Origin of the sequence: Evansella halocellulosilytica (assembly GCF_002335745.1) — a bacterium.
Lineage (GTDB): Bacteria > Bacillota > Bacilli > Bacillales > Salisediminibacteriaceae > Bacillus_CA > Bacillus_CA halocellulosilytica.
Genome location: NZ_NIST01000001.1, coordinates 3,948,218 through 3,968,310 on the forward strand (window position 1 = coordinate 3,948,218; position 20,093 = coordinate 3,968,310).

Annotated in this window: 22 protein-coding genes; all 22 read right to left on the reverse strand. The window is 38.0% G+C overall.

Going from position 1 to position 20,093, the window contains the following annotated elements:
• Positions 1-28 precede the first annotated feature (28 nt).
• The 22 genes from fliL to dprA all read right to left on the reverse strand — a co-directional run bounded on the left by fliL (position 29) and on the right by dprA (position 20,017).
• On the reverse strand, positions 29-460 hold the full coding sequence (fliL, locus tag CD001_RS18725) for a flagellar basal body-associated protein FliL (protein WP_096189119.1): 432 nt from the start codon (positions 458-460) through the stop codon (positions 29-31).
• A gap of 3 nt (positions 461-463) precedes the next feature.
• Positions 464-694 carry a flagellar FlbD family protein gene (locus CD001_RS18730; protein ID WP_096189120.1) on the reverse strand — a complete coding sequence of 77 codons (231 nt, stop codon included), beginning with the start codon at positions 692-694 and terminating at the stop codon, positions 464-466.
• A 91-nt stretch (positions 695-785) separates the two neighbouring features.
• The gene (locus CD001_RS18735) at positions 786-2,027 is read right to left on the reverse strand and encodes a flagellar hook protein FlgE (protein WP_096189121.1); all 1,242 of its coding nucleotides are present in this window, start codon (positions 2,025-2,027) and stop codon (positions 786-788) included.
• An 83-nt stretch (positions 2,028-2,110) separates the two neighbouring features.
• Entirely contained in the window at positions 2,111-2,500 is a 390-nt protein-coding gene (locus CD001_RS18740; RefSeq protein WP_096189122.1) for a TIGR02530 family flagellar biosynthesis protein, read from the reverse strand.
• Between the two features lie 19 nt (positions 2,501-2,519).
• Positions 2,520-2,984 carry a flagellar hook assembly protein FlgD gene (gene flgD / locus CD001_RS18745; RefSeq protein ID WP_257009860.1) on the reverse strand — a complete coding sequence of 155 codons (465 nt, stop codon included), beginning with the start codon at positions 2,982-2,984 and terminating at the stop codon, positions 2,520-2,522.
• Between the two features lie 8 nt (positions 2,985-2,992).
• Entirely contained in the window at positions 2,993-4,261 is a 1,269-nt protein-coding gene (locus CD001_RS18750) for a flagellar hook-length control protein FliK (RefSeq protein ID WP_096189124.1), read from the reverse strand.
• A 30-nt stretch (positions 4,262-4,291) separates the two neighbouring features.
• On the reverse strand, positions 4,292-4,849 hold the full coding sequence (locus CD001_RS18755) for a MotE family protein (protein ID WP_096189125.1): 558 nt from the start codon (positions 4,847-4,849) through the stop codon (positions 4,292-4,294).
• 14 nt (positions 4,850-4,863) lie between these two features.
• Positions 4,864-5,301 carry a flagellar export protein FliJ gene (fliJ, locus tag CD001_RS18760; protein WP_096189126.1) on the reverse strand — a complete coding sequence of 146 codons (438 nt, stop codon included), beginning with the start codon at positions 5,299-5,301 and terminating at the stop codon, positions 4,864-4,866.
• Positions 5,298-6,620 (reverse strand): flagellar protein export ATPase FliI, encoded by a 1,323-nt coding sequence (gene fliI, locus CD001_RS18765; RefSeq protein WP_096189127.1) that lies wholly within the window; start codon positions 6,618-6,620, stop codon positions 5,298-5,300. Before fliI ends, fliJ begins: the two co-directional genes overlap by 4 nt.
• Positions 6,607-7,410: a flagellar assembly protein FliH gene (fliH, locus tag CD001_RS18770; protein ID WP_179298818.1), complete on the reverse strand. Its 804-nt coding sequence runs from the start codon at positions 7,408-7,410 to the stop codon at positions 6,607-6,609. Before fliH ends, fliI begins: the two co-directional genes overlap by 14 nt.
• Positions 7,403-8,413, reverse strand: coding sequence for a flagellar motor switch protein FliG (fliG, locus tag CD001_RS18775; RefSeq protein ID WP_096189129.1), 1,011 nt, complete (start codon positions 8,411-8,413; stop codon positions 7,403-7,405). Before fliG ends, fliH begins: the two co-directional genes overlap by 8 nt.
• 15 nt (positions 8,414-8,428) lie before the next feature.
• The gene (fliF, locus tag CD001_RS18780; protein WP_096189130.1) at positions 8,429-10,018 is read right to left on the reverse strand and encodes a flagellar basal-body MS-ring/collar protein FliF; all 1,590 of its coding nucleotides are present in this window, start codon (positions 10,016-10,018) and stop codon (positions 8,429-8,431) included.
• A gap of 233 nt (positions 10,019-10,251) precedes the next feature.
• Positions 10,252-10,560 carry a flagellar hook-basal body complex protein FliE gene (gene fliE, locus CD001_RS18785; protein WP_096189131.1) on the reverse strand — a complete coding sequence of 103 codons (309 nt, stop codon included), beginning with the start codon at positions 10,558-10,560 and terminating at the stop codon, positions 10,252-10,254.
• A 26-nt stretch (positions 10,561-10,586) separates the two neighbouring features.
• Entirely contained in the window at positions 10,587-11,042 is a 456-nt protein-coding gene (flgC, locus tag CD001_RS18790) for a flagellar basal body rod protein FlgC (RefSeq protein ID WP_096189132.1), read from the reverse strand.
• 6 nt (positions 11,043-11,048) lie between these two features.
• Positions 11,049-11,453 (reverse strand): flagellar basal body rod protein FlgB, encoded by a 405-nt coding sequence (gene flgB, locus CD001_RS18795; protein ID WP_096189133.1) that lies wholly within the window; start codon positions 11,451-11,453, stop codon positions 11,049-11,051.
• Positions 11,454-12,610: 1,157 nt separating this feature from the next.
• Positions 12,611-13,390, reverse strand: a complete 780-nt coding sequence (codY, locus tag CD001_RS18800) for a GTP-sensing pleiotropic transcriptional regulator CodY (protein ID WP_096189134.1) — start codon at positions 13,388-13,390, stop codon at positions 12,611-12,613.
• Between the two features lie 12 nt (positions 13,391-13,402).
• On the reverse strand, positions 13,403-14,806 hold the full coding sequence (gene hslU / locus CD001_RS18805) for an ATP-dependent protease ATPase subunit HslU (RefSeq protein WP_096189135.1): 1,404 nt from the start codon (positions 14,804-14,806) through the stop codon (positions 13,403-13,405).
• A gap of 143 nt (positions 14,807-14,949) precedes the next feature.
• Positions 14,950-15,495, reverse strand: a complete 546-nt coding sequence (hslV, locus tag CD001_RS18810) for an ATP-dependent protease subunit HslV (RefSeq protein ID WP_096189136.1) — start codon at positions 15,493-15,495, stop codon at positions 14,950-14,952.
• A gap of 16 nt (positions 15,496-15,511) precedes the next feature.
• Positions 15,512-16,405, reverse strand: a complete 894-nt coding sequence (gene xerC / locus CD001_RS18815) for a tyrosine recombinase XerC (RefSeq protein ID WP_096189137.1) — start codon at positions 16,403-16,405, stop codon at positions 15,512-15,514.
• Between the two features lie 73 nt (positions 16,406-16,478).
• Positions 16,479-16,784 (reverse strand): FAD-dependent oxidoreductase, encoded by a 306-nt coding sequence (locus tag CD001_RS27385; RefSeq protein WP_096189138.1) that lies wholly within the window; start codon positions 16,782-16,784, stop codon positions 16,479-16,481.
• Between the two features lie 76 nt (positions 16,785-16,860).
• Positions 16,861-18,933, reverse strand: a complete 2,073-nt coding sequence (gene topA / locus CD001_RS18825) for a type I DNA topoisomerase (RefSeq protein ID WP_096189139.1) — start codon at positions 18,931-18,933, stop codon at positions 16,861-16,863.
• 211 nt (positions 18,934-19,144) lie between these two features.
• Positions 19,145-20,017, reverse strand: a complete 873-nt coding sequence (gene dprA, locus CD001_RS18830) for a DNA-processing protein DprA (protein WP_096189140.1) — start codon at positions 20,015-20,017, stop codon at positions 19,145-19,147.
• Between the last annotated feature and the right edge of the window lie 76 nt (positions 20,018-20,093).

The following is a 20,093-nucleotide window of genomic DNA, read 5'->3' on the forward strand; positions in this document are numbered from 1 at the left end:
ACCTCTCTTTTTCGTTTCTAGCGTAATTTTATTGAATCACTAAATCTTTCACATAAACTTTTTCAACATTTCCTTCTTGCATCACTTCATTGACTCTAGAACGAATCTGCTCTTCTAATCCGCGGATTCCTTCTGCACCTTGAAGATCACCTTCTCTTAAGTCGGACAATTCTTGAATGATAATGTTTTTAACTTGGAAATCTCTTTTCGTAAACTCATCTTTTGCATTTCGGTTCTCAAGTTGTACAACAAACGTTGTGCGGACAATATTATTAGATAATAAGTTCGTAGTAATTTCTTCTGTTTCTGCAGAAACTTTCAACACTTCATCAATTGTCGGTTCCCCTTCTGCACTCGTTTGTTGAAAAAACTGAGTATACAATACAAGGGTTAAAACACCAATAAGCGTTAATGCAACGAGCATAATAAGCATGATGTTAACTAATCGATTTTGAAACAATGTTTAACCCTCCTTTTCTTTAAGTACAGATGTATTCTGTACAGCTACTCCTGCAAGTCCTATTTTTTGATAAAATGCTTTTACTTTTTCAACTACTTCTACTTCTGATTCCTTTACGACTATTTTCTTCCCATTTATCAAAGTCACTGTTGTATCAGGGAGTGATTGTATTTGCTCAATGAAAACAGCATTTAATGTGAATATTTGGTTATTTAGTCTAGTTAATTCCACCATTGTGTTTTTAACGGTGTTTTCTCAACACCTTTCCTCCTTTTAATAAAATGGGGGGGCTTAGTGCGAACGCCACACTAAGCCTGTTCCCTTCTTATCGTTTTAAGTTAACAAGTTCTTGGAGGATTTCATCTGATGTCGTAATCATTCTTGTATTTGCTTGGAAACCGCGTTGTGCCACGATCATTTCAGCAAATTCTTCAGAGAGATCAACATTTGACATTTCAAGTGCTGCCCCTGTCAACGTACCTCGTCCTCCGTCTCCAGCAAAACCAACTTGTGGAGCACCTGAGTTGTTTGACACTTCATACAAATTATTGCCTGCTTTTGACAGTCCACCTGGGTTATTAAAGTTTGCTAACGCAATTTGTCCAAGTATCCTCACTTCACCGTTAGAGAATACACCATTTATCTCGCCAGTCGCAGATATGTTATAGCTTTCAAGGGTGCCGTCCATATTTCCTGAAATGTGATAAACATCAGCTGTTGTATTTCGAGCAAACTGGGACATGTTTGATAGATTCATTTCAATCTCCAAGTCATCTGCATCATCCAAGTCTATACCATAAAGGCCATCTGTAATCGTAAGGTCCAGTGTGCCTCCTGCAACCACTTCACCAGAAGAGTTGAATTGTAATCCGCCTACATCACCTATAGCGTCAAACCCTCCATCAGCATCAACAATTCCGACTGTCCATGCATTGCCTTCTTCTTTACGAAAACCTAACTCTAATTCATGAATTCTCCCTAGCGAATCGACAAATTCATAAGGAACTGTAATTTCTTCACCAGTCTCTGTATCTGCATTTAAGTTCCCTCTAAATTCAATAGAATCAGTTGCTTGTGGCGCCATCAATTCGCCTGCAGCAATTTCTAAGTTTCCAATTCCTGCAGCTTCATTAATATTTCCATCAGCATCAACACCGTAGCCTTGAACTCTTAAGCCGTCTGAATTGACCAAGTTTCCTTGCTCATCTAAATAAAAGTTACCTGCTCTCGTATAATAAGATTGTTCTCCATCATTCACGATAAAGAAGCCATCTCCCGAGATTCCCATATCGAGATCTCTTCCTGTCGTTTGTAAAGAACCTTGCGTATGGATTGCATCAATTGATGCTAAGCTGCTGCCTAGTCCGACTTGTTGAGGATTTGTTCCCCCACGATTATCTCCTGCTGTACTCGCACCGGATAATTGTTGACTTACTAAATCTTTAAAAGTTGTTCGACCTTTCTTATATCCGAATGTATTAACGTTAGCAATGTTATTACCAATCGTATCAAGCTTTGTTTGGAAGTTATTCATTCCACCGATACCAGAATACATAGAACGTAACATGTGTTTGTGCCCCTTTCAGATCCGTTTAATTTCACTGCTTCAGTCATTCCACAGCTGCTAGCTTCCTTTCGGTCCAGCTAGTTTTAGCCATCAATTAAGATAGCTCCGTTAATATTTGTAAACACTTGTGTTTCAGCTTCTTCACGGTCCATAGCAGTAATGACCGTTTCGTTTTTCGCACTAACGATTAACGCCGCGCTATTCGTTACCACTAGTGAGTCTACGACTCCTTTATCTTTCGCTGCCTTTACTTTATCGTGAATTTCTTCCCACGTTTCAGGTCGTATGTCAATTCCTCGATCTTGAAGTCTCTTTTCTGCATGCTTACTAATTTTTAAATCATTTTTGTGATCGAGTGATTCGTTTAAGAGCTTCTGGAAAGAGACGGATGGCTTCGATTGTTTATTTGTCGATTTTATCGCTGGCTTCGGTAACGGTTGCTGCAGGTGATGGGGCATGATTTTATGTCCCATAATGTTCACCTCCATTTTCCTATTCAACTATGTTTGGTAATGAAACGGACCTTATATCATCCGTCGAAACAGTATGGTCATCATCTATAATTAATTCTGCTTTTCCTTCTTTGAAAACAACAGATGTAACGATACCCTCCAAAAGTTCAACCCTTTTATTACCGTTATCACTTTCAACTTCTTGTTCCCATTCGACACTTTTCCCAATGAGATCACTGTGGGTGATAAATTGATCATTTTGCATTTGATCAACTAGCTTCGCCATAGACTCACTCATATTTGTCATTTGTTCAAGTGATGAAAATTGTGCCATTTGAGCAATAAACTCTTTATCTTCCATCGGATTTAATGGATCTTGATTTTGTAACTGTGTAATTAATATTTTTAAAAATGCATCTTTATCGAGGTCAGAGTTTCCATGCTCTTGCATTCTTTTTTGGTAGTCCTGTAAATACAAACTGTCAGTCATTTGAACCGGCATCATTTATCACCCTATACTTCCATATTTATCGTTTCTTCTAAAAAGTCAGCAAAGCTCTCTTCCCCTTGCGCTTCTTCTTCATTCGTATCGTCTTTCAAAGTCTCTTCTTTGTTTGCTGACTCATCATTAGTCTGATCTTTTAATGAATGTTGCTGAGCAGTTTGCTGCTGAGACACTTCGATTTTATCAACTTGTATTTGTTGAGCTTGAAAAGCATTACGCAAGTGTTGTAACTGCCCTTCAATTAATTCTCTAGCTACAGCAGTTGTCGTCATCATTTTTGCAACGAGCACACCATTTATTTGTTGGATCGTAATATCAAGTCTCCCAAGGGATTCTGGGTGCAGCTTAATATTTAGTTGCTGTACACCATTTCCTAAGTTTTGAAATTGACTCCGCGCTAAAATATTTTGAAACTGGCGTAAAAACTGCTGTTCAGATGGTCGATCAGCTTGTTGTTCCCCAGCGTGTACGATAAATTGCTGCAATCTTGACATATGACTGTTAGATAAGTCTACATTCATTGTCGGCAATACATTAGATAATGTTTTTGAATCACGCTGTGTGGCATGCTGTTGATATACTTGTTCCGCTATTCGCTTTTCATTCATTTGTTGTGTTAGTCTTCGCGTCCATTCATCTGGCTGTAACGAACGGTGCGGACCTGATTGTTCAGACTTCATAAATCGTTCGAGATCTTTTGCTAATGCTTCATTTAATTCTCGAACTGAACTAGAAGTTGATAGCTGTTGGAAGTTCGGGAATGCTTTACTTATCATTTGTTCAAATTGACGTATAGTCGGTTGGTCAATGTCCACGGCCTCATTTTTCTCTTGATAAGCGATTGCTATCATGAAGGCGATCAATTGTAATGGTTCATTCACAAACGACATTTCATCAACTAATTCCTCAAGAGGTGTCCCTTCTTCAAAAAGTGCTTTTACAGCTTCTTGAATCTCGGTCGGAAAAACGTTGAGCAATCGTTTATTTTCGTCTAACTCCAACATCCCCATGTGTAAATAACCATCTTCATAAGGAATCTCTTCTAGCAATTCCTCAATCATCCTTAATAATTGTGCAACATCAAATGTCTCATCCTCTTCTAAAACATCGATATACGTTTGCAAGTCATATTCAGTCTCTTCACTGCCTAATACTTTTTGCAATGAAAGTAAAAACTTGCTATCTGCATCTGTTTTTCCTTCTTTCGACAGTTTCTGTTCTGTAAGTGATCCATTCATTTGCTGCAGGCTTGCCATCATTTGAACGATTGCATTCATTTTCTCACCCCCTTTCAGCTAGCTTCATCGTTAATTAGATAACTGACTAACGATTTGTGCTGCTTCTTCTGCATCCATTCTGGCTAAAATTTGCGACCTTGAGTCTAAGCTCATTAACTGTAAATACATGACAGCTTCATCTTGTGACAACTCACTCATAATACTTGCAGCTTTCGAGGCTGTCATCCCTTCCAACGTCCGGACTACTTCCTGTAAGTCTGGTCTTTCTTCCTCTTGATCTTCCTCATTATTCTCATTCTCTATATAAGATTGAATTTCTAATTCAAGTTGACTGATTTCCTCATCTTTCATTGCTAACTCATATTCCAATTGTTCAATTTGCGATAAATAGTTTTCATTCTCGTGTTCTAATTGAACGAGTCTTTCTTCCCTCGAACCATCACTCAATTCATCATCATTTTCATCAGAAATGAAAGGCAAAGCTGAAAAGGCACTTTTCACACTATCACTAACGTTAATCCCCATGTAGTAAAGTAAAACGACTGCTAAAACGACTGCAAAAATTGCTGGGATTAATACGACCATAAAGAACAATTGTAATTTACTTTGTTTTTGATTTTCGCTCATATGTTCACCTTATTTCATCGCTTCAAAAACTGTTGAACAGAAATTTCATCTAGAAATTTGTTCTCTTTTACTTTTTCTGCCTCAATATACTGCTCGTATTTACGTGATTTCATTTTTTCATATTTTTTTACGTCAATCGATTTAAACATTAAAAACTGTTCTTGATCATTCATTCGATTTCTTGCTTTTTGAGTCTCATACTGCAATTTATCTATTTCACGTTTCAGGTGGGATATCGTCTGCTGAGTTTGCTGAATCGCTAATATCGATGTACCTGTTTGTATTTTGTCATTATAGTAATCTTCTAGTTCTTCCTTCTCTTTCATGTAGTGATACAGTTTTGTTGCGACATCTTCGAATTGTTTCATCGCCTCTGTATACTTGGATTCAGCTTCTGACTTTTCGTGCTCTTTTACTTCTAATACTTTTTCAAGCGTGAATTGAAAACTCAAGATTTCCCACCTCTTCCGTATGCATTGACTAACTTTTCTACCGATTCTTCATAAGACACTTTTTCATCCGTACTTTGCTTTAAATAATTGATAATATTAGGATGTTCTTTTATTGCAGCATCAACTTCTTTATTTGACCCCCGCTTATAAGCACCAATACTGATCAAATCTTCTGAATCTGAGTATAAAGCTAACAAATGGCGTAAATGGTCTGCAGCTGCTCTATGCTCCCTAGGAACGATGTCATTCATAATCCGGCTTATACTAGTTAATACATTTATTGCAGGAAACTGCCCTTTATTAGCTAATTTACGGTCTAGTACTAAATGACCATCTAGTATCCCCCGAACCGTATCGGCAATTGGCTCAGAAAGGTCATCTCCGTCAACAAGAACCGTATAAAAGGCAGTAATTGAACCAAATTCATTTGTACCGCTCCGCTCTAAAAGTCGTGGTAACAAAGCAAATACGGAAGGAGTATACCCTTTAGTAGTAGGAGGTTCTCCTACAGCTAGTCCAATCTCCCTTTGAGCCATTGCAACTCGTGTAACGGAATCCATCATGAGTGTGACATTGAGCCCTTGATTACGAAAATATTCGGCAATTGCTGTTGCGGTCATCGCACCTTTTATCCTCATAAGTGCTGGCTGATCCGATGTAGCTACGACAACAATCGTATTTTTCAATCCTTCTGTTCCTAAATCTCGCTCAATAAAATCTCTTACTTCTCTGCCCCGCTCTCCAATGAGCGCAATGATATTCAAATCCGCTTCAGAATTTTTTGAAATCATCGCCATTAATGTACTTTTTCCGACGCCACTGCCGGCAAAAATCCCAACTCTTTGCCCTTTTCCAACTGTAAACAATCCATCAATTGCCCGTACTCCAAGGCTAAGCGGTTCATGTATTCTCGGACGCTTTAACGGGTTAGGTGGCGGATTATCAGTTGGGTAAGAAAATAAACGATTATCAAATGCGCCACCGTCAAATGGTCTGCCTATACCATCGACGACTTTACCGATTAAATCTGTCCCAACTTTAATTTCTAGAGGTCTATTCGTTGCTTCTACTAAAGAGCCAGGTGCAATGTCATTAACGTGGTCAAATGGCATAAGCAACACATTTTCATCGCGAAAGCCGACAACTTCAACTTTAATTTTCCTGTGTGAATGATCACCAATTAAAATATGGCAAATTTCTCCTACCGACACTTGCGGACCTTTTGATTCAATCATGAGGCCGACAACTTGAGACACTTTTCCATATTGTTTAAATGTATTAATGTCATTCACTTGTGGAATAAGGTCACGAATATTCATCTTGATCCCCTGCTTTTAACATTTCATGGAGTGCCTTTTTCATTTCTTCAAGCTGACTATCTATCGATGCATTCACTTTCCCAAAAGGAGTCTCAATAATACAGCTGTGTTTGAGTAACGAAGAGTCAGGATATATGTATAAGTGCCTTGTGTGTAAGGCAATTTCTTTGATTTCCTGCTCGTGTTGTAATGTAAGCTCATATGCACTTACCGGTACATATATTTTCACTTCTTCTTGTTCTCTTACTTCTTTTACAGCCTCTTTTACGAGATGTATCCATGCATTGTGATCTTTTACGATTGATTCTCCAATTATTTTTTCGGCAACTTTTAATGCAAGGTCTAACAAATCGGATTCTGCTTTTTCGACCTTTAAAAAATAATCTTCTTGTGCTTTTCGAACGGCATTTTCTGCCTTTTTAATTAGCTCATCATATGACTGTCTGCCTTCCAATACCCCGGCTTCATATCCTTGTTTTCTTCCAGATTTTTCTGCTTCAGTGAATTTTTTCTCAGCTTCATTGAGAACATTTTTTTCATATTGTTCAAGTTCCATTCTTTTAGCTGCTATTTCGTCATATGCTTCATTTAATAAAGCACCTGCATGCTGCTGTGCCTCTATTAAAAGCTTTTCCGGTTCTTTATAGTGAACATTCTTTCCGGTATCCTGCTGATCTTCATGAATATCTATTTGGTCTTCATGAGAAGCAACGAATACTTGTCGAACATTAATCGTCTTAACCGAATCGTCTAACTCCTTCGCATTGGCTGATTTAATTAGCTTAGACAATGATATCATCTCCTCCACCACGTGCGATGACGATTTCACCTGCTTCCTCTAGACGGCGAATGATAGCAACAATTCTTGTTTGGGCTTCTTCGACATCACGCAGGCGGACAGGCCCCATAAATTCCATCTCGTCTTTAAACGTTTCTGCCATTCGCTGTGACATATTATTAAAGACGATATCTTTTACTTCATCACTAGCAACTTTTAAAGACAATTGTAAGTCTTCATTTTCAACATCTCTTATCACTCTCTGAATTGAACGATTATCGAGAGTGACGATATCTTCAAATACGAACATCCTTTTCTTAATTTCTTCTGCAAGCTCTGGGTCTTGTATTTCAAGAGCGTCCAATATTGTTCTTTCTGTACTTCGGTCAACCCCATTAAGAACTTCAACTACCGATTCAATACCGCCTGCTTGAGTGTAATCTTGGGTCACTGTTGCTGAGAGCTTCCTTTCTAATATAGCTTCAACCTCATTAACAATTTCCGGTGACGTACTATCCATAACGGCAATTCGTTTAGCTACATCTGCTTGTACTTCTTGTGGCAATTCAGATAAAATCTGGCCTGCCGGTTCACTATCTAAATAAGATAAAATAAGAGCAATAGTTTGTGGATGTTCATTTTGGATAAAGTTTAAAATTTGTCCAGGCTCAGCTTTTCTTGCAAAATCAAAAGGTCTTACTTGAAGCGTTGAAGTGAGGCGGTTTATAATTTGCATCGCCTCTGACTCTCCTAACGCTTTTTCAAGAACATCCTTTGCGTAACCGATGCCGCCTTGCGTAATATAATCTTGTGCTAATGCTAATTGATGAAATTGTTCTAAAATTTCTTCTTTCGTATTTGCATCAACTTTTCTAACGCCTGCTATTTCTAACGTAAGCTTTTCAATCTCTTCTTCAGTTAAATGCTTATATACTTGTGCTGAAACATCCGGACCTAGAGAGATGAGTAAAATAGCGGCTTTCTCTCTACCCGTTAGCCCTTTTTTTTTCGCCACTTATTCTTTCACTCCTTAGTCCTCTGAAAGCCAGGTTCTTACTAATTTTGAAAACTCTTCCGGCTTCTCTTTTGCAAGTTTTTCTAATTGGCGACGTCTAGCTTTTTCCTCTGAATCGACGTCATCCCCAATATCTGGAATGTCTATCATCGTTTGTTCACTTTCGACGACTTCTTCATCTTCGTCTGATTTTCGTTTATTTCTAAATAGAAGGAATAGCAGCAAGATTACGAGTAGCGATAGCCCTCCAAGTGCGTAATACCACCACGGTGTTCCGGAGGCAATATCGTCAAACTCCACTTTTCCATAAAAAGGCTGTGATGATACGTAAATTCTTTCTTCAAGCTCATTCGCTCCCCATTCCGCAGTCACATCAGTATCAATAGACGTTCTGACAATTTGCCCTAATATTTGTTGGATATCATCCAACCGGTTCGGTGGTAAAGAATTTGGATCTTCTGGGTCTGGAGGCTCAACCATAACTTGAATCCCGATATCGCGTACTTTATAAGGACTTTCTACGATATCCCTTTGAATTCGATTCACATCGTTATTAATCCGTTCTTCAATTAGTTCATAATCTCCTGAGCCGCCACCTACTACACCAGGGTATCCCGGTATGTCTGTTTCGCCTGCACCAGGTACTCCTCCTTCAGCAACTTCATCGCCTGTATACGTTTCAGTAATACGTTCGACACTTACTGAAATTCCTTCCATGTTTTCTTCGTCCACAGGTGTTACTAGTTGTTCTTGCCTGTTCTCTTGCGTGAAGTCTATATCAGTCGAAACTGACACTAGAACTTTATCTGGTCCCATCATTGTGCCGAGCATTTGTTGTATTTGTCTTTGAATGTCTCGTTCAACGTCCTGCTGAATTTTACGATGCTGCTCATAAACTGAAAGTGTCGTGTCTCCGACCATTGAAGGATCATCATGAAGTTCTAAGTAGTTTGACATTTGGTCCATAATGACAATGTTTTCTACCGGCAGATCTGGAACACTTTTAGAAACAAGATGATGAAGCGCTCTTATTTGACCTTGGTCCAGATTGTATCCAGGCTGTAAATTCAACAAAACAGAAGCTGTTGCTTGTTCTGGTTCATCTGAAAGCCAAATACTTTCTTCTGGAAGTGTAATCATCACTTGTGACGATTGGACACCGTCTACATTTCGAATTAAGTCCTCTAATGTCGTTTGTAATGCCGCTCTTTCTAATAAGCTGAACTCATTATCAGTCGTTCCAAAACCCATATTATCTCGAAAAGTTCCATAATCGATTCTTCCAGACTGAGGTATACCTTCCGCAGCTAAATCTACTTTTAGGTCATCCACCATCGTTTCTGGAACTAGAATCGTCGTCCCATCATTTGTAATTTCTGACGATATCCCCCTGTTGTCTAAAGTACCTTTAATCTCACCTGTTTCTTGAGGTGTTAGGTTTGTATATAAAGGAACATGATTCGTTCTTGCCCCAAACCAAACAAAAGATAAAAATAGGAGGAGTACGAGGACTATAGAACCGACTAATAACCCTTTTTGATTCGTCGTTCTTGATTGCCAAAATTCAGTTGTTTTATCTCTGTAATGTATAAGCTTTTCGTTCATGTTTCCTCCCGCACCACTGCTTTAAATTGTCTCTGCTGAACCAGCCATAAAATTACTTACCATCTTTTTAGAAGGCAATGAAACAAATATAAAATTAAAATTCTATTAACATCTCAAAAAAAATTCCGATAAAGTAGATAAGACCGACAAAAACAGAATTGTTCTCACGTATATATGTATTAAAGAACAATGTTCAATCAAATAAATTCACTATTTTGAACAAAAAAAGACAATTAAACTTGCATTCTCATTATCTCTTGGTAGGCTTCGATTACTTTATTACGAACTTCTACTGTAGTTTGCAGTGCAATACTTGCTTTTTGACCGGTAATCATCACATCATGCAAATCAACATTTTCACCGCGTGCAAGCTTTTCGGTCATATTTGCAGAGTCAACTTGAGCTTGGTTTACATCTTTAATCGCTTCATCTAACCAGCTTTTAAAGGTTTCTTGCGCTTCGTTCGGAGCAATTTTCGGTTGCTCAGGGGTTTGTTGAATTGGTCTCATAATATTTGTTACTTGATTTATGTTTCCATCCATTTTACTCACCTCATCTTTTGATCGTTTTATCTGCCTATTTCAAGTGCTTTTAACAACATATTTTTATGTCCGTCAAGTACTGTAACATTCGCTTCATAGGATCGTGTTGCACTCATAAGATCAATCATTTCCTTTAATGGATCAACATTAGGCATTTCGACATAGCCATCCTCATTCGCATCAGGATGATCCGGCTGATAAACTTGTCTGAACGGTGTTTCGTCTTCAATGACTTCGCGAATTTTCACACCATCACCCGTGCCGCCTGAACGCCCCATTGCACGGCTTAAATGTGAAGTAAATGATGACTTTTGATTCGGTTCCATGACAACCATCTTTCTGCGGTAAGGTTCCCATTCTCCATCAACCATTCTACCTCGTGTCGAATCTGCATTTGACATATTTGCAGAGACAACATCCATTCTAAGTCTTTGGGATGTTAATGCAGAGGCGGATGTATTCATTCCATTAAAAATACTCATTCCTCATTATCCCCCTTGTCCTAAGACAGTGCGCACACTGTTGAATCGACCGTTCATACGATCAATCAGAGCATTATAGTAAATTTGATTTTGTGCAAGCTCTGCCATTTCTTTGTCAATATCAACATTATTTCCGTTGTGGTTATACATCGTATTATTTTGCTGAACAACTCTAGCAGCTTCTGAATTCGTAACACCGCCAAAATGACTATGTCTTTCATCCGTTCTATGGGCTTGAAGATTTGTGTGAGACGATGCTCGATCCAACTCATGTGAAAATAGTGTTTTCTTAGCCTTATAGTTCGGAGTATCGACATTCGCAATGTTTTGCGCAATCGTATTTTGTCGTGTCATAGAAGCAGAGAGTCCTGTTTGGATAAGTGAATTTGTCGAATTATTGATAATATTCACGGATATACTCCCCTTTTTATTTATAATTCTTCAAAAATCGCCTTTTTTTACCTGTACAGATGTATTTTATATAATAATCTAGTAATTGTCTAACAGTCTCAGGCAATGTGTTTAGTTCGATAAAAAAGACCTAATAAAATTTAAGAATATAGTCTCAACATAGGAAATATGTCTTTACTATCGATAAATCATGTTCCATTCCAAAAAAGAAGGCATTTATCATACATGTCCTTTTACCTAAAATTCTAGCACAAATTTCGACAGAATTATTCAATTTCTCCAAATTGACTAAAATATTTTCCGAAAACCGTTTTACCTTCTGTTAAAACTCGCAATCGATAATCATTTATGTGATAAATATCTCTTTTCATAGGGATATTGGATCAGTCTGGGGAAAATAAGAAAAGCGCAAGCGCCTTCGGTTATCGACGAAGAAAACTGGTTGGACTACTAAACACCACGTTCTGTGGCATACCCGACACTAGAATGTCCTGTTCTTCGGACTGGCCCGAGTGAGAGGTGATGGAAGTATCTCAAGTCGTTCATGTTGCCTCTTCCTCTACCTGAGTTGCTTCGTAGTATGTCCGTCGAGGTAAATCGCTAGATCAGATCTTCTGCTAACCCCCCGTGTCCTACGAGAACGCCGAAGTCACCACATCCGTGTGGAAGCTCGTGATGTAACGCTCTTCGCTGAAGCTAGACAACGATCGAGAGATTGAAATTTTATCCTTTCTTAACCTTCAAAGAAAAGAGGTACCCTTAACAAGTACGATCGTACTTATTAAGAATACCTCGCTGAGGGGATGTTCAAAAAGTCTAGGAAAGGTAGCTTTCGAGCCTCTGAGTTGACTCGTTTCTTCGTTCTTCACGTATTAACACGATATGCTCAGCTAATCAAAACTTCGTCGACTTGAAAACACACTATCTCTTCCTTTACAAGTACAAGCTAAGCTTTGTCGTGTATCCTTTAACCGAACAAAATCCACGTCCTGTTGCATATCCGGCATTAGGATGTTCTATCATTCGTGACAACTCGTAAGAGTAGACCACCTTCGGCTAAAGCCCTGGTGTCCTGTAGGAACGACGAAGTCACCACATCCGTGTGGAAGCTCGTGGCTCTTTTTGTCCTCCTTTTTAAACACACACTTTAATTGACATTATGAATTTTTTAACTTGTCCAGTTCAACTAAGAATTTATTGTTAAGTACTTTAATGTACGTCCCTTTCATTCCTAACGAACGAGACTCAATGACACCAGCACTTTCTAATTTTCTGAGAGCATTTACGATAACCGATCTAGTTATGCCTACTCTGTCAGCAATTTTACTTGCAACTAGCAATCCTTCGTTGCCATCTAATTCTTCAAAAATGTGCTCTACTGCTTCTAATTCACTATAAGATAATGAACTGATCGCCATTTGAACAACTGCTTTACTTCTTGCTTCTTGTTCAATTTCTTCAGTTTTTTCATGTAGTATTTCCATTCCGACAACGGTAGAAGCATATTCAGCTAATAATAGATCGTCATTGTCAAACGAATCTTGCAGACGCGCAAGAATTAATGTACCTAAACGCTGCCCTCCACCTTGAATAGGAACGACCGTCGTTAACCCTGCTGAAAATAAATCTTTATTTTCTACAGGAAATGCTGTAAATTCGCTGCTAATGTCCAAGTTAGAAGATGTTTCTTCAATTTTAAATAATCCACTCGTATATTCTTCTGGAAATTGACGATCCTCTAGCATTTGCTTCATACGCTCATTTTCAATTTCCTGTTTAATCGCATAGCCTAATAACTTTCCGCGTCGGCTTACAATAAAGATATTTGATTCAATAACATCTCTTAATGTAACTGCAACATCTTTAAAGTTTACAGATTGACCTCCGCTCTTTTGTAATAACTCATTAATCTTTCTCGTTTTTGATAATAAATCCATTTCTACATCCTCCTAAAGAATATATTGACTTAAGTCTCGATTTTTCACTACATCTTGTAATTTCTCTTCTACATATTCAGGTGTGATAACAATTTCTTCTAATGTAATTTCAGAAGCTTCAAACGATAAATCTTCGAGCAGCTTTTCCAAAATTGTATGGAGTCGTCTGGCACCTATGTTCTCGGTTTCCTCGTTTACTTCTGTAGCGATCACAGCAATTCTACGAATAGCATCGTCAGAAAATTTCAATTTTATTCCTTCAGTTTGTAAAAGAGCTTCATATTGTTTCGATAAAGCGTTATCTGGTTCAACTAGGATGCGTACGAAGTCGTCAACGGTTAAACTAGAAAGTTCTACTCTGATCGGAAAGCGCCCTTGTAGCTCAGGAATCAAATCTGACGGTTTTGAAAAGTGAAATGCTCCTGCAGCAACAAATAACATATGGTCTGTTTTTACCGGTCCATGCTTTGTTACAACGGTAGAACCTTCAACAATCGGTAAAATATCACGCTGTACACCTTCACGAGAGACATCGGCAGACTGCTGCTGATTTTTGGCTGCCACTTTATCAATCTCATCAATAAAGATAATTCCCAATTGTTCAGCTTTTGAAACAGCTGCTTGCGTAACCTCATCCATATCGATCAGTTTTTGAGCTTCATCTTCTATTAAAACGTTACGCGCGTCTTTTACTTGAAGTTTGCGATTCTTTTTCTTTTTCGGCATCATATTGCCGAGCATATCCTGCATATTCATTCCCATTTGTTCCATGCCTGAACCTTGGAACATATCGAACAAATTCCCTTGGTTGCTTTCATCGACCTCAACGGTTACATATTCATCTTCAAGTTCTCCTGCAGCTAGTTGAGAAGCAACTTTTTTCCTCCGATCGCGGACACTTTCTTCTTCTTGCTCAGATTCCTGCTGTCCTTGATCGTCTTGCTGACCTCCTTGAAATAACATTTCAAATGGATTTCGATAGTTCGATTGTTTTTTAGCCTTCGGAACTAATAATTCGACGAGTCGCTTATTAGCATTCTTCTCTGCTAAATCTTTGACATCGTGCATCTTTTCTTCTTTTACGATTCTAACAGACGTCTCTACAAGGTCTCGAACCATCGACTCCACATCTCTACCGACATAACCTACTTCCGTAAATTTTGTCGCTTCTACTTTTACGAACGGAGCGCCGACAAGTTTCGCTAATCTTCGAGCAATTTCAGTTTTTCCTACTCCAGTTGGACCAATCATTAAAATATTTTTCGGTGTAATTTCTTCTTTCAGTGCATCTTCTAATTGACTTCGACGGTAACGATTTCGAAGTGCAACTGCGACTGACTTTTTAGCATTCGTTTGTCCTACGATGTATTGATCAAGTTTTTCTACTATTTCACGTGGTGTTAGCTTTTCACTCATTCAATAAACCTCCTGTACAAGTCCTTGTTCAAAAAGCTGAGTCTCGAGTAATCCATTAAAGGATTTTATCTCAAACTACACCCTTTTAAATCGGGAATGTGAATAAGAGTCCTTCATCTCTTTTAGCTAGTGAACTTATTTATTTATTCACCAAGTTCCTCAACAATAATCGAATCATTCGTATATACACAAATATTTGCAGCAGTCTTTAATGAAGCATAAGCCATTTCTTTCGCTGACAAATGTTGTGCATGTTCCTTTAACGCTCTGCCAGCAGAAAGAGCATAATTGCCACCTGAACCTATCGCAAGGATTCCATCATCAGGTTCAATGACTTCACCTGTTCCTGCAATTAAATATAGGTTTGACTGATCCATAACTATCAACATTGCTTCTAATTTTCGAAGGACACGATCACTTCTCCATTCCTTCGCTAACTCAACTGCTGCTCGTTGAAGATTTCCGCCAAATTCTTCAAGCTTTGATTCGAATTTTTCATATAAAGTAAATGCGTCTGCAACCGACCCTGCAAAACCGGCTATTACTTTACCACGATACAACTTACGAACTTTCCTAGCTGTATGTTTCATCACTACTGCATTGCCAAATGTAACTTGGCCGTCTCCAGCCATTGCACATTGACCTTTATGTTGTACTGCAAAAATAGTCGTACCCCGTATTTGTTCCATTCGTATCCTCCTTGACTTATGCTCTCGGATGAGTGTGACGATAAACTTCTCGCAACCTGTCTTTCGTTACATGGGTATAAATTTGAGTCGATGAAAGGTGGCTATGCCCTAAAAGTTCTTGCACCGTTCTTAAATCGGCTCCTTCATTTAACAAATGTGTTGCAAATGTATGACGTATGACATGCGGACTCATCCTCGATGAAATTGAGGCTTCTTCTACAAGAGAATTTAAGATTTTTCTTATACTACGATCTGTTAATCTGCCTCCACGGTAATTTAGAAACAAGGCTTGATCGTCTTTCCCGCTTTTCCCTAAATAAGGACGCCCCTTTTGTAAATAAAGGTCAAGTGCATCCATTGCGTAACTTCCGACTGGGACGTACCTTTCTTTACGACCTTTTCCTTTTACGAAGAGCGTTCCTAATTGTTGATCGTAGTCAGCTATGTTCAAGTTTACACATTCACTGACACGAATCCCCGTAGCATATAAGAGTTCTAATATCGCTAAATTCCGTTTACCTAATGGGCTGTCGAAGTTGATTGACTCAAACAATTTAACCATTTCTTCTTCAAAGAAAAAAGTAGGTAAACGACTTTCCCCCTTTGGAACAGATACCATTTTAAATGGATTCGTTTCTATTCGTTCTTCTCTAACTAAATAGTCAAAAAAAGAGCGTAATGATGAAATTTTACGAGAAACTGTTTTTCGTGAATATTCTTTCTCATGAAGAGTGGTTAAATATACACGAATTTCCACATATGAAACAGCAGTGATTGTATGAATGTTCTGCTGCTCGACAAACTTTAAAAAGTCAGCTATATCCTTTTGGTAATGGGTAATCGTGTGTATAGATGCATTCTTTTCAATTTGCAAGTATTGTATAAACTGTTTGGTCCAATTTGTAATCATTTATACCTACACCCTTTACCATGATTAAGAGCTACTAAATATTATCACAATTTAGTAGCCCTTTCAATAAATTTTACACTTTTTTCACAAAATTCTGAATTGTGGTCGATACTAGTTCTGCATACTTCTTTTTACGCTCTTTTTTATTTCGAATTCGAGGTTCAAATGGAGGGAAAAGTTCAAAAAAACCATTTGTAATCGTATTCACTCTTATTGAATTACTGCAGACAAGGTCAACGAATTTATTTATATGATGAGCCTGCAAATGTTTTGCCGTGATCATCTCGTATAAATGAACAGGAATTCCCCGCTTAGCTAGATGCCAAGCGGCTTTAATTCCTGCTATACCAGCGTCGATGACAATGACATGTTGTTTCAACGGGAATTCCTCCACTTAATCAATCTTTCCGTTGGCAAATATACCTTATAAAGAATAAAGATTCAAGCAATTACCCTTAATTTTTTTCTTCTTTATAATCACATGATGAACAATGAACTTGTGTACCTTTTTTCGATTTTTTCTCTACGAGCATGCTTTCACATTTTGGACATGTTCGTGCAATTGGTTTATCCCACGAAATAAACTCGCAGTCTGGATATCGGTCACACCCGTAAAAAATACGTCGTTTTTTACTTTTCCTCTCAACGATGTTCCCTTTATGACAACTTGGACATGTTACACCAATTTGCTTGACGATCGCTTTCGTGTTACGGCAGTCAGGAAAATTGGAGCATGCCATAAACTTTCCGAACCTGCCCATTTTGTATACCATTTCATGTCCACACTTTTCACAATCTTCACCAGCTGGTTCATCGCGAATTTCAACTTCTTCCATCTCTTCTTCTGCTTTTTTCAACCGTACTTCAAAATCACGATAGAACATATCAATGACACGAACCCAATTTTCTTTACCATCTTCAATGGAGTCTAAGTCTGTCTCCATCTTTGCAGTAAATTCAACATTTAAAATTTCTGGGAAGAATTCCTGAATTAGTTCTAAAACAATTTCACCTAACTCTGTCGGAACAAATCGACGCTCTTCTAAAGCAACGTAGCCTCTACGCTGGATCGTATCAAGCGTCGGAGCATACGTTGAAGGTCTGCCTATTCCTAGCTCTTCCATTGTTTTTACGAGTCTTGCCTCCGTATATCGTGGTGGGGGTTGTGTGAAATGCTGGTTCGGCTCTATATTTTCAGCTTTCGCAGTTTCACCTTCACTCATATCTGGGAGCAATCGATCTTCTTCTTTCTTCCCGTCATCATTTCCTTCAATATAAACTTTCATAAACCCAGGGAATTTTAACTTTGATCCAGTTGCTCTAAATATCACACCGTGATTTTCTAAATCAACTGACATCGTATCCATAATTGCAGGTGCCATTTGACTTGCAACCATCCGTTCCCAAATCAGTTTATAAAGGCGAAACTGATCTCTGCTTAAATAAGGTTTTACCGATTTTGGATCTTTCATGACTGATGTCGGACGGATTGCTTCGTGTGCATCCTGTGTTTTGTTCGTTTGCTTTGATTTAGGTTTCGTTTTGTTATGGTACTCTTTACCGTAATGTGATTCAATATATTCTTGCGCTTCTTTCTGAGCAGTTTCAGATAACCTTGTTGAGTCGGTTCTCATATAAGTAATTAAACCAACTGTTCCCTCTTTACCTATGTCAATTCCTTCATACAGTTGTTGAGCTAACATCATCGTCTTTTTTGCTCTGAAGTTTAATTTCCTTGCTGATTCCTGCTGTAATGAAGAAGTTGTAAACGGGACGACAGGATTTCTTTTTCTTTCTTTCTTTTTTACTTCATTAATATGAAAATCATTTCCAGAAATTTTTTCTAATACCGCTTCTACATCTTCTTTTGATTTTAGCTCTTTTTTCTTTTGGTCAATTGCAACAAACTTTGCTTCAAATGGCTCCCCATCTTTCGTAAAGTTTGCTTCAATCGTCCAATACTCTTCAGGCTGGAACTGTTTAATTTCATTTTCACGATCAATTATCATTTTTACAGCTACAGACTGAACTCTACCGGCACTAAGGCCTTTTTTTACTTTTTTCCATAGTAAGGGACTAATATTATACCCTACTAATCGGTCGAGCACACGGCGAGCTTGTTGTGCATCAACCAAATTCATATCAATAGTTCTAGGTTGTTTAAAGGAATCTTTTATTGCTTGTTTTGTAATTTCGTTAAAAACGACACGGCACTCAGAACTTTTGTCTATATTTAAACTGTCTGCCAAATGCCAGGCAATCGCTTCCCCTTCACGATCGGGGTCGGCAGCGAGATATACACGTTTTGCTTTCTTTGCTGCTGTTTTTAATTCTTTTAATATTGGCCCTTTTCCGCGAATCGTAATATATTTAGGTGTATATTCTTTTTCAACATCAACCCCCATTTGACTTTTTGGCAAGTCAATAACATGTCCCATTGATGCTTTAACTGTGTACTTTTTCCCTAAATATTTTCCGATTGTTTTCGCTTTAGCGGGCGATTCAACGATCACTAAGTAATCGGACATACCCAATTTCCTCCCCCTTAGAGGTAATTTAAAATCTTCCCTATTATTAAACACACTTTTAGCATTTGTCAAACATTGAATGAAAAAATTTGAATAAATTCATGCAATGAGAGCGCTCATAACAACGTTTTTTTACTATAAATAATTTTCGAATATTTCAAAGAAAAAGATCAAGAAATATTCTATTCTTATTTGTATTCCACGAATTCACCTAAAAATATTCCTCTAAAATATTATCGGCAGATAAAATAAGTTTTGCACCTTGTTGTATAAGGTGGTTTGTTCCAAGCGATTCTTCTTGTGACAAGCGTCCAGGAAGAGCAAAAACGTCACGATTTTGCTGCAATGCTGTGTCAGCTGTAATGAGTGACCCGCTTCGCTCTTTCGCTTCAACAATTAATGTGGATAATGATAATCCGCTAATAATTCGATTACGTTCTGGAAAATGCCATTTTTTTGCTTTTACAAATGGAGGGTATTCAGAAAGGACTAATTGGCTATCACTCAATGTGTGAAAAAGTGTGGCATTTGAGCGGGGATAAATATGGTCAAAACCAAATGCACAAACGGCGATCGTTTTACCAAGAGCGTTTAATGTTATTTCGTGTGCATACTGATCAATCCCTATAGCAAGACCGCTGACAATGGTTATATTTTTTTCAATAAGGGGGGGAAGGAGAATTTTCAACTCATCATATGCATACTTTGTCGGGTGTCTTGTTCCGACAACGCTTAACAACATTGGGTGTGCTAATAATGATAAATTGCCTTTACAATACAGGACCCATGGAGGATCATAAATTTGTTTTAATAATGACGGATATTCTTTGTCAAAAATTGTCGTCACATTAATTTTTTTAACCTCTAGTGACTCTGATATTTGTTCAATCGAAAAACGGTTCATATTTTGTTTCATTATCGCTGATTGTTTTCCTGTTAATTTAAAGAACGACTGTACTTCATCTGAATGTAAATCATAAATTTTAGTAAATGAAGGATCTAGGTCATATATTTTTTTTATGAGCCTGAAGTCACCATACGAACAGTAGTGCATATGGAGGAGTTTTTCTTTACGTGTATGCATTTGTCACCTTTCCTTTCAAGAGGATCTTTTCGAGGGGATAAGAGGGTTTAATATAATATGAAAGCCCACCCTCACT

Coding starts and splice junctions, on each gene's coding strand:
- CD001_RS18740 (WP_096189122.1), bottom strand. CDS start 2,500: ATGGGACATAAAATCATGCCCCATCACCTGCAGCAACCGTTACCGAAG.
- topA (WP_096189139.1), bottom strand. CDS start 18,933: ATGTCCGATTACTTAGTGATCGTTGAATCGCCCGCTAAAGCGAAAACA.
- flgD (WP_257009860.1), bottom strand. CDS start 2,984: ATGATGCCGGTTCAAATGACTGACAGTTTGTATTTACAGGACTACCAA.
- hslU (WP_096189135.1), bottom strand. CDS start 14,806: ATGAGTGAAAAGCTAACACCACGTGAAATAGTAGAAAAACTTGATCAA.
- flgC (WP_096189132.1), bottom strand. CDS start 11,042: ATGAGTATTTTTAATGGAATGAATACATCCGCCTCTGCATTAACATCC.
- fliE (WP_096189131.1), bottom strand. CDS start 10,560: ATGGATGGAAACATAAATCAAGTAACAAATATTATGAGACCAATTCAA.
- xerC (WP_096189137.1), bottom strand. CDS start 16,405: ATGATTACAAATTGGACCAAACAGTTTATACAATACTTGCAAATTGAA.
- fliI (WP_096189127.1), bottom strand. CDS start 6,620: ATGAATATTCGTGACCTTATTCCACAAGTGAATGACATTAATACATTT.
- dprA (WP_096189140.1), bottom strand. CDS start 20,017: ATGCATACACGTAAAGAAAAACTCCTCCATATGCACTACTGTTCGTAT.
- CD001_RS18730 (WP_096189120.1), bottom strand. CDS start 694: ATGGTGGAATTAACTAGACTAAATAACCAAATATTCACATTAAATGCT.
- codY (WP_096189134.1), bottom strand. CDS start 13,390: ATGGATTTATTATCAAAAACGAGAAAGATTAATGAGTTATTACAAAAG.
- hslV (WP_096189136.1), bottom strand. CDS start 15,495: ATGGAACAAATACGGGGTACGACTATTTTTGCAGTACAACATAAAGGT.
- CD001_RS18735 (WP_096189121.1), bottom strand. CDS start 2,027: ATGTTACGTTCTATGTATTCTGGTATCGGTGGAATGAATAACTTCCAA.
- CD001_RS18750 (WP_096189124.1), bottom strand. CDS start 4,261: ATGAATGCAATCGTTCAAATGATGGCAAGCCTGCAGCAAATGAATGGA.
- CD001_RS18755 (WP_096189125.1), bottom strand. CDS start 4,849: ATGAGCGAAAATCAAAAACAAAGTAAATTACAATTGTTCTTTATGGTC.
- fliF (WP_096189130.1), bottom strand. CDS start 10,018: ATGAACGAAAAGCTTATACATTACAGAGATAAAACAACTGAATTTTGG.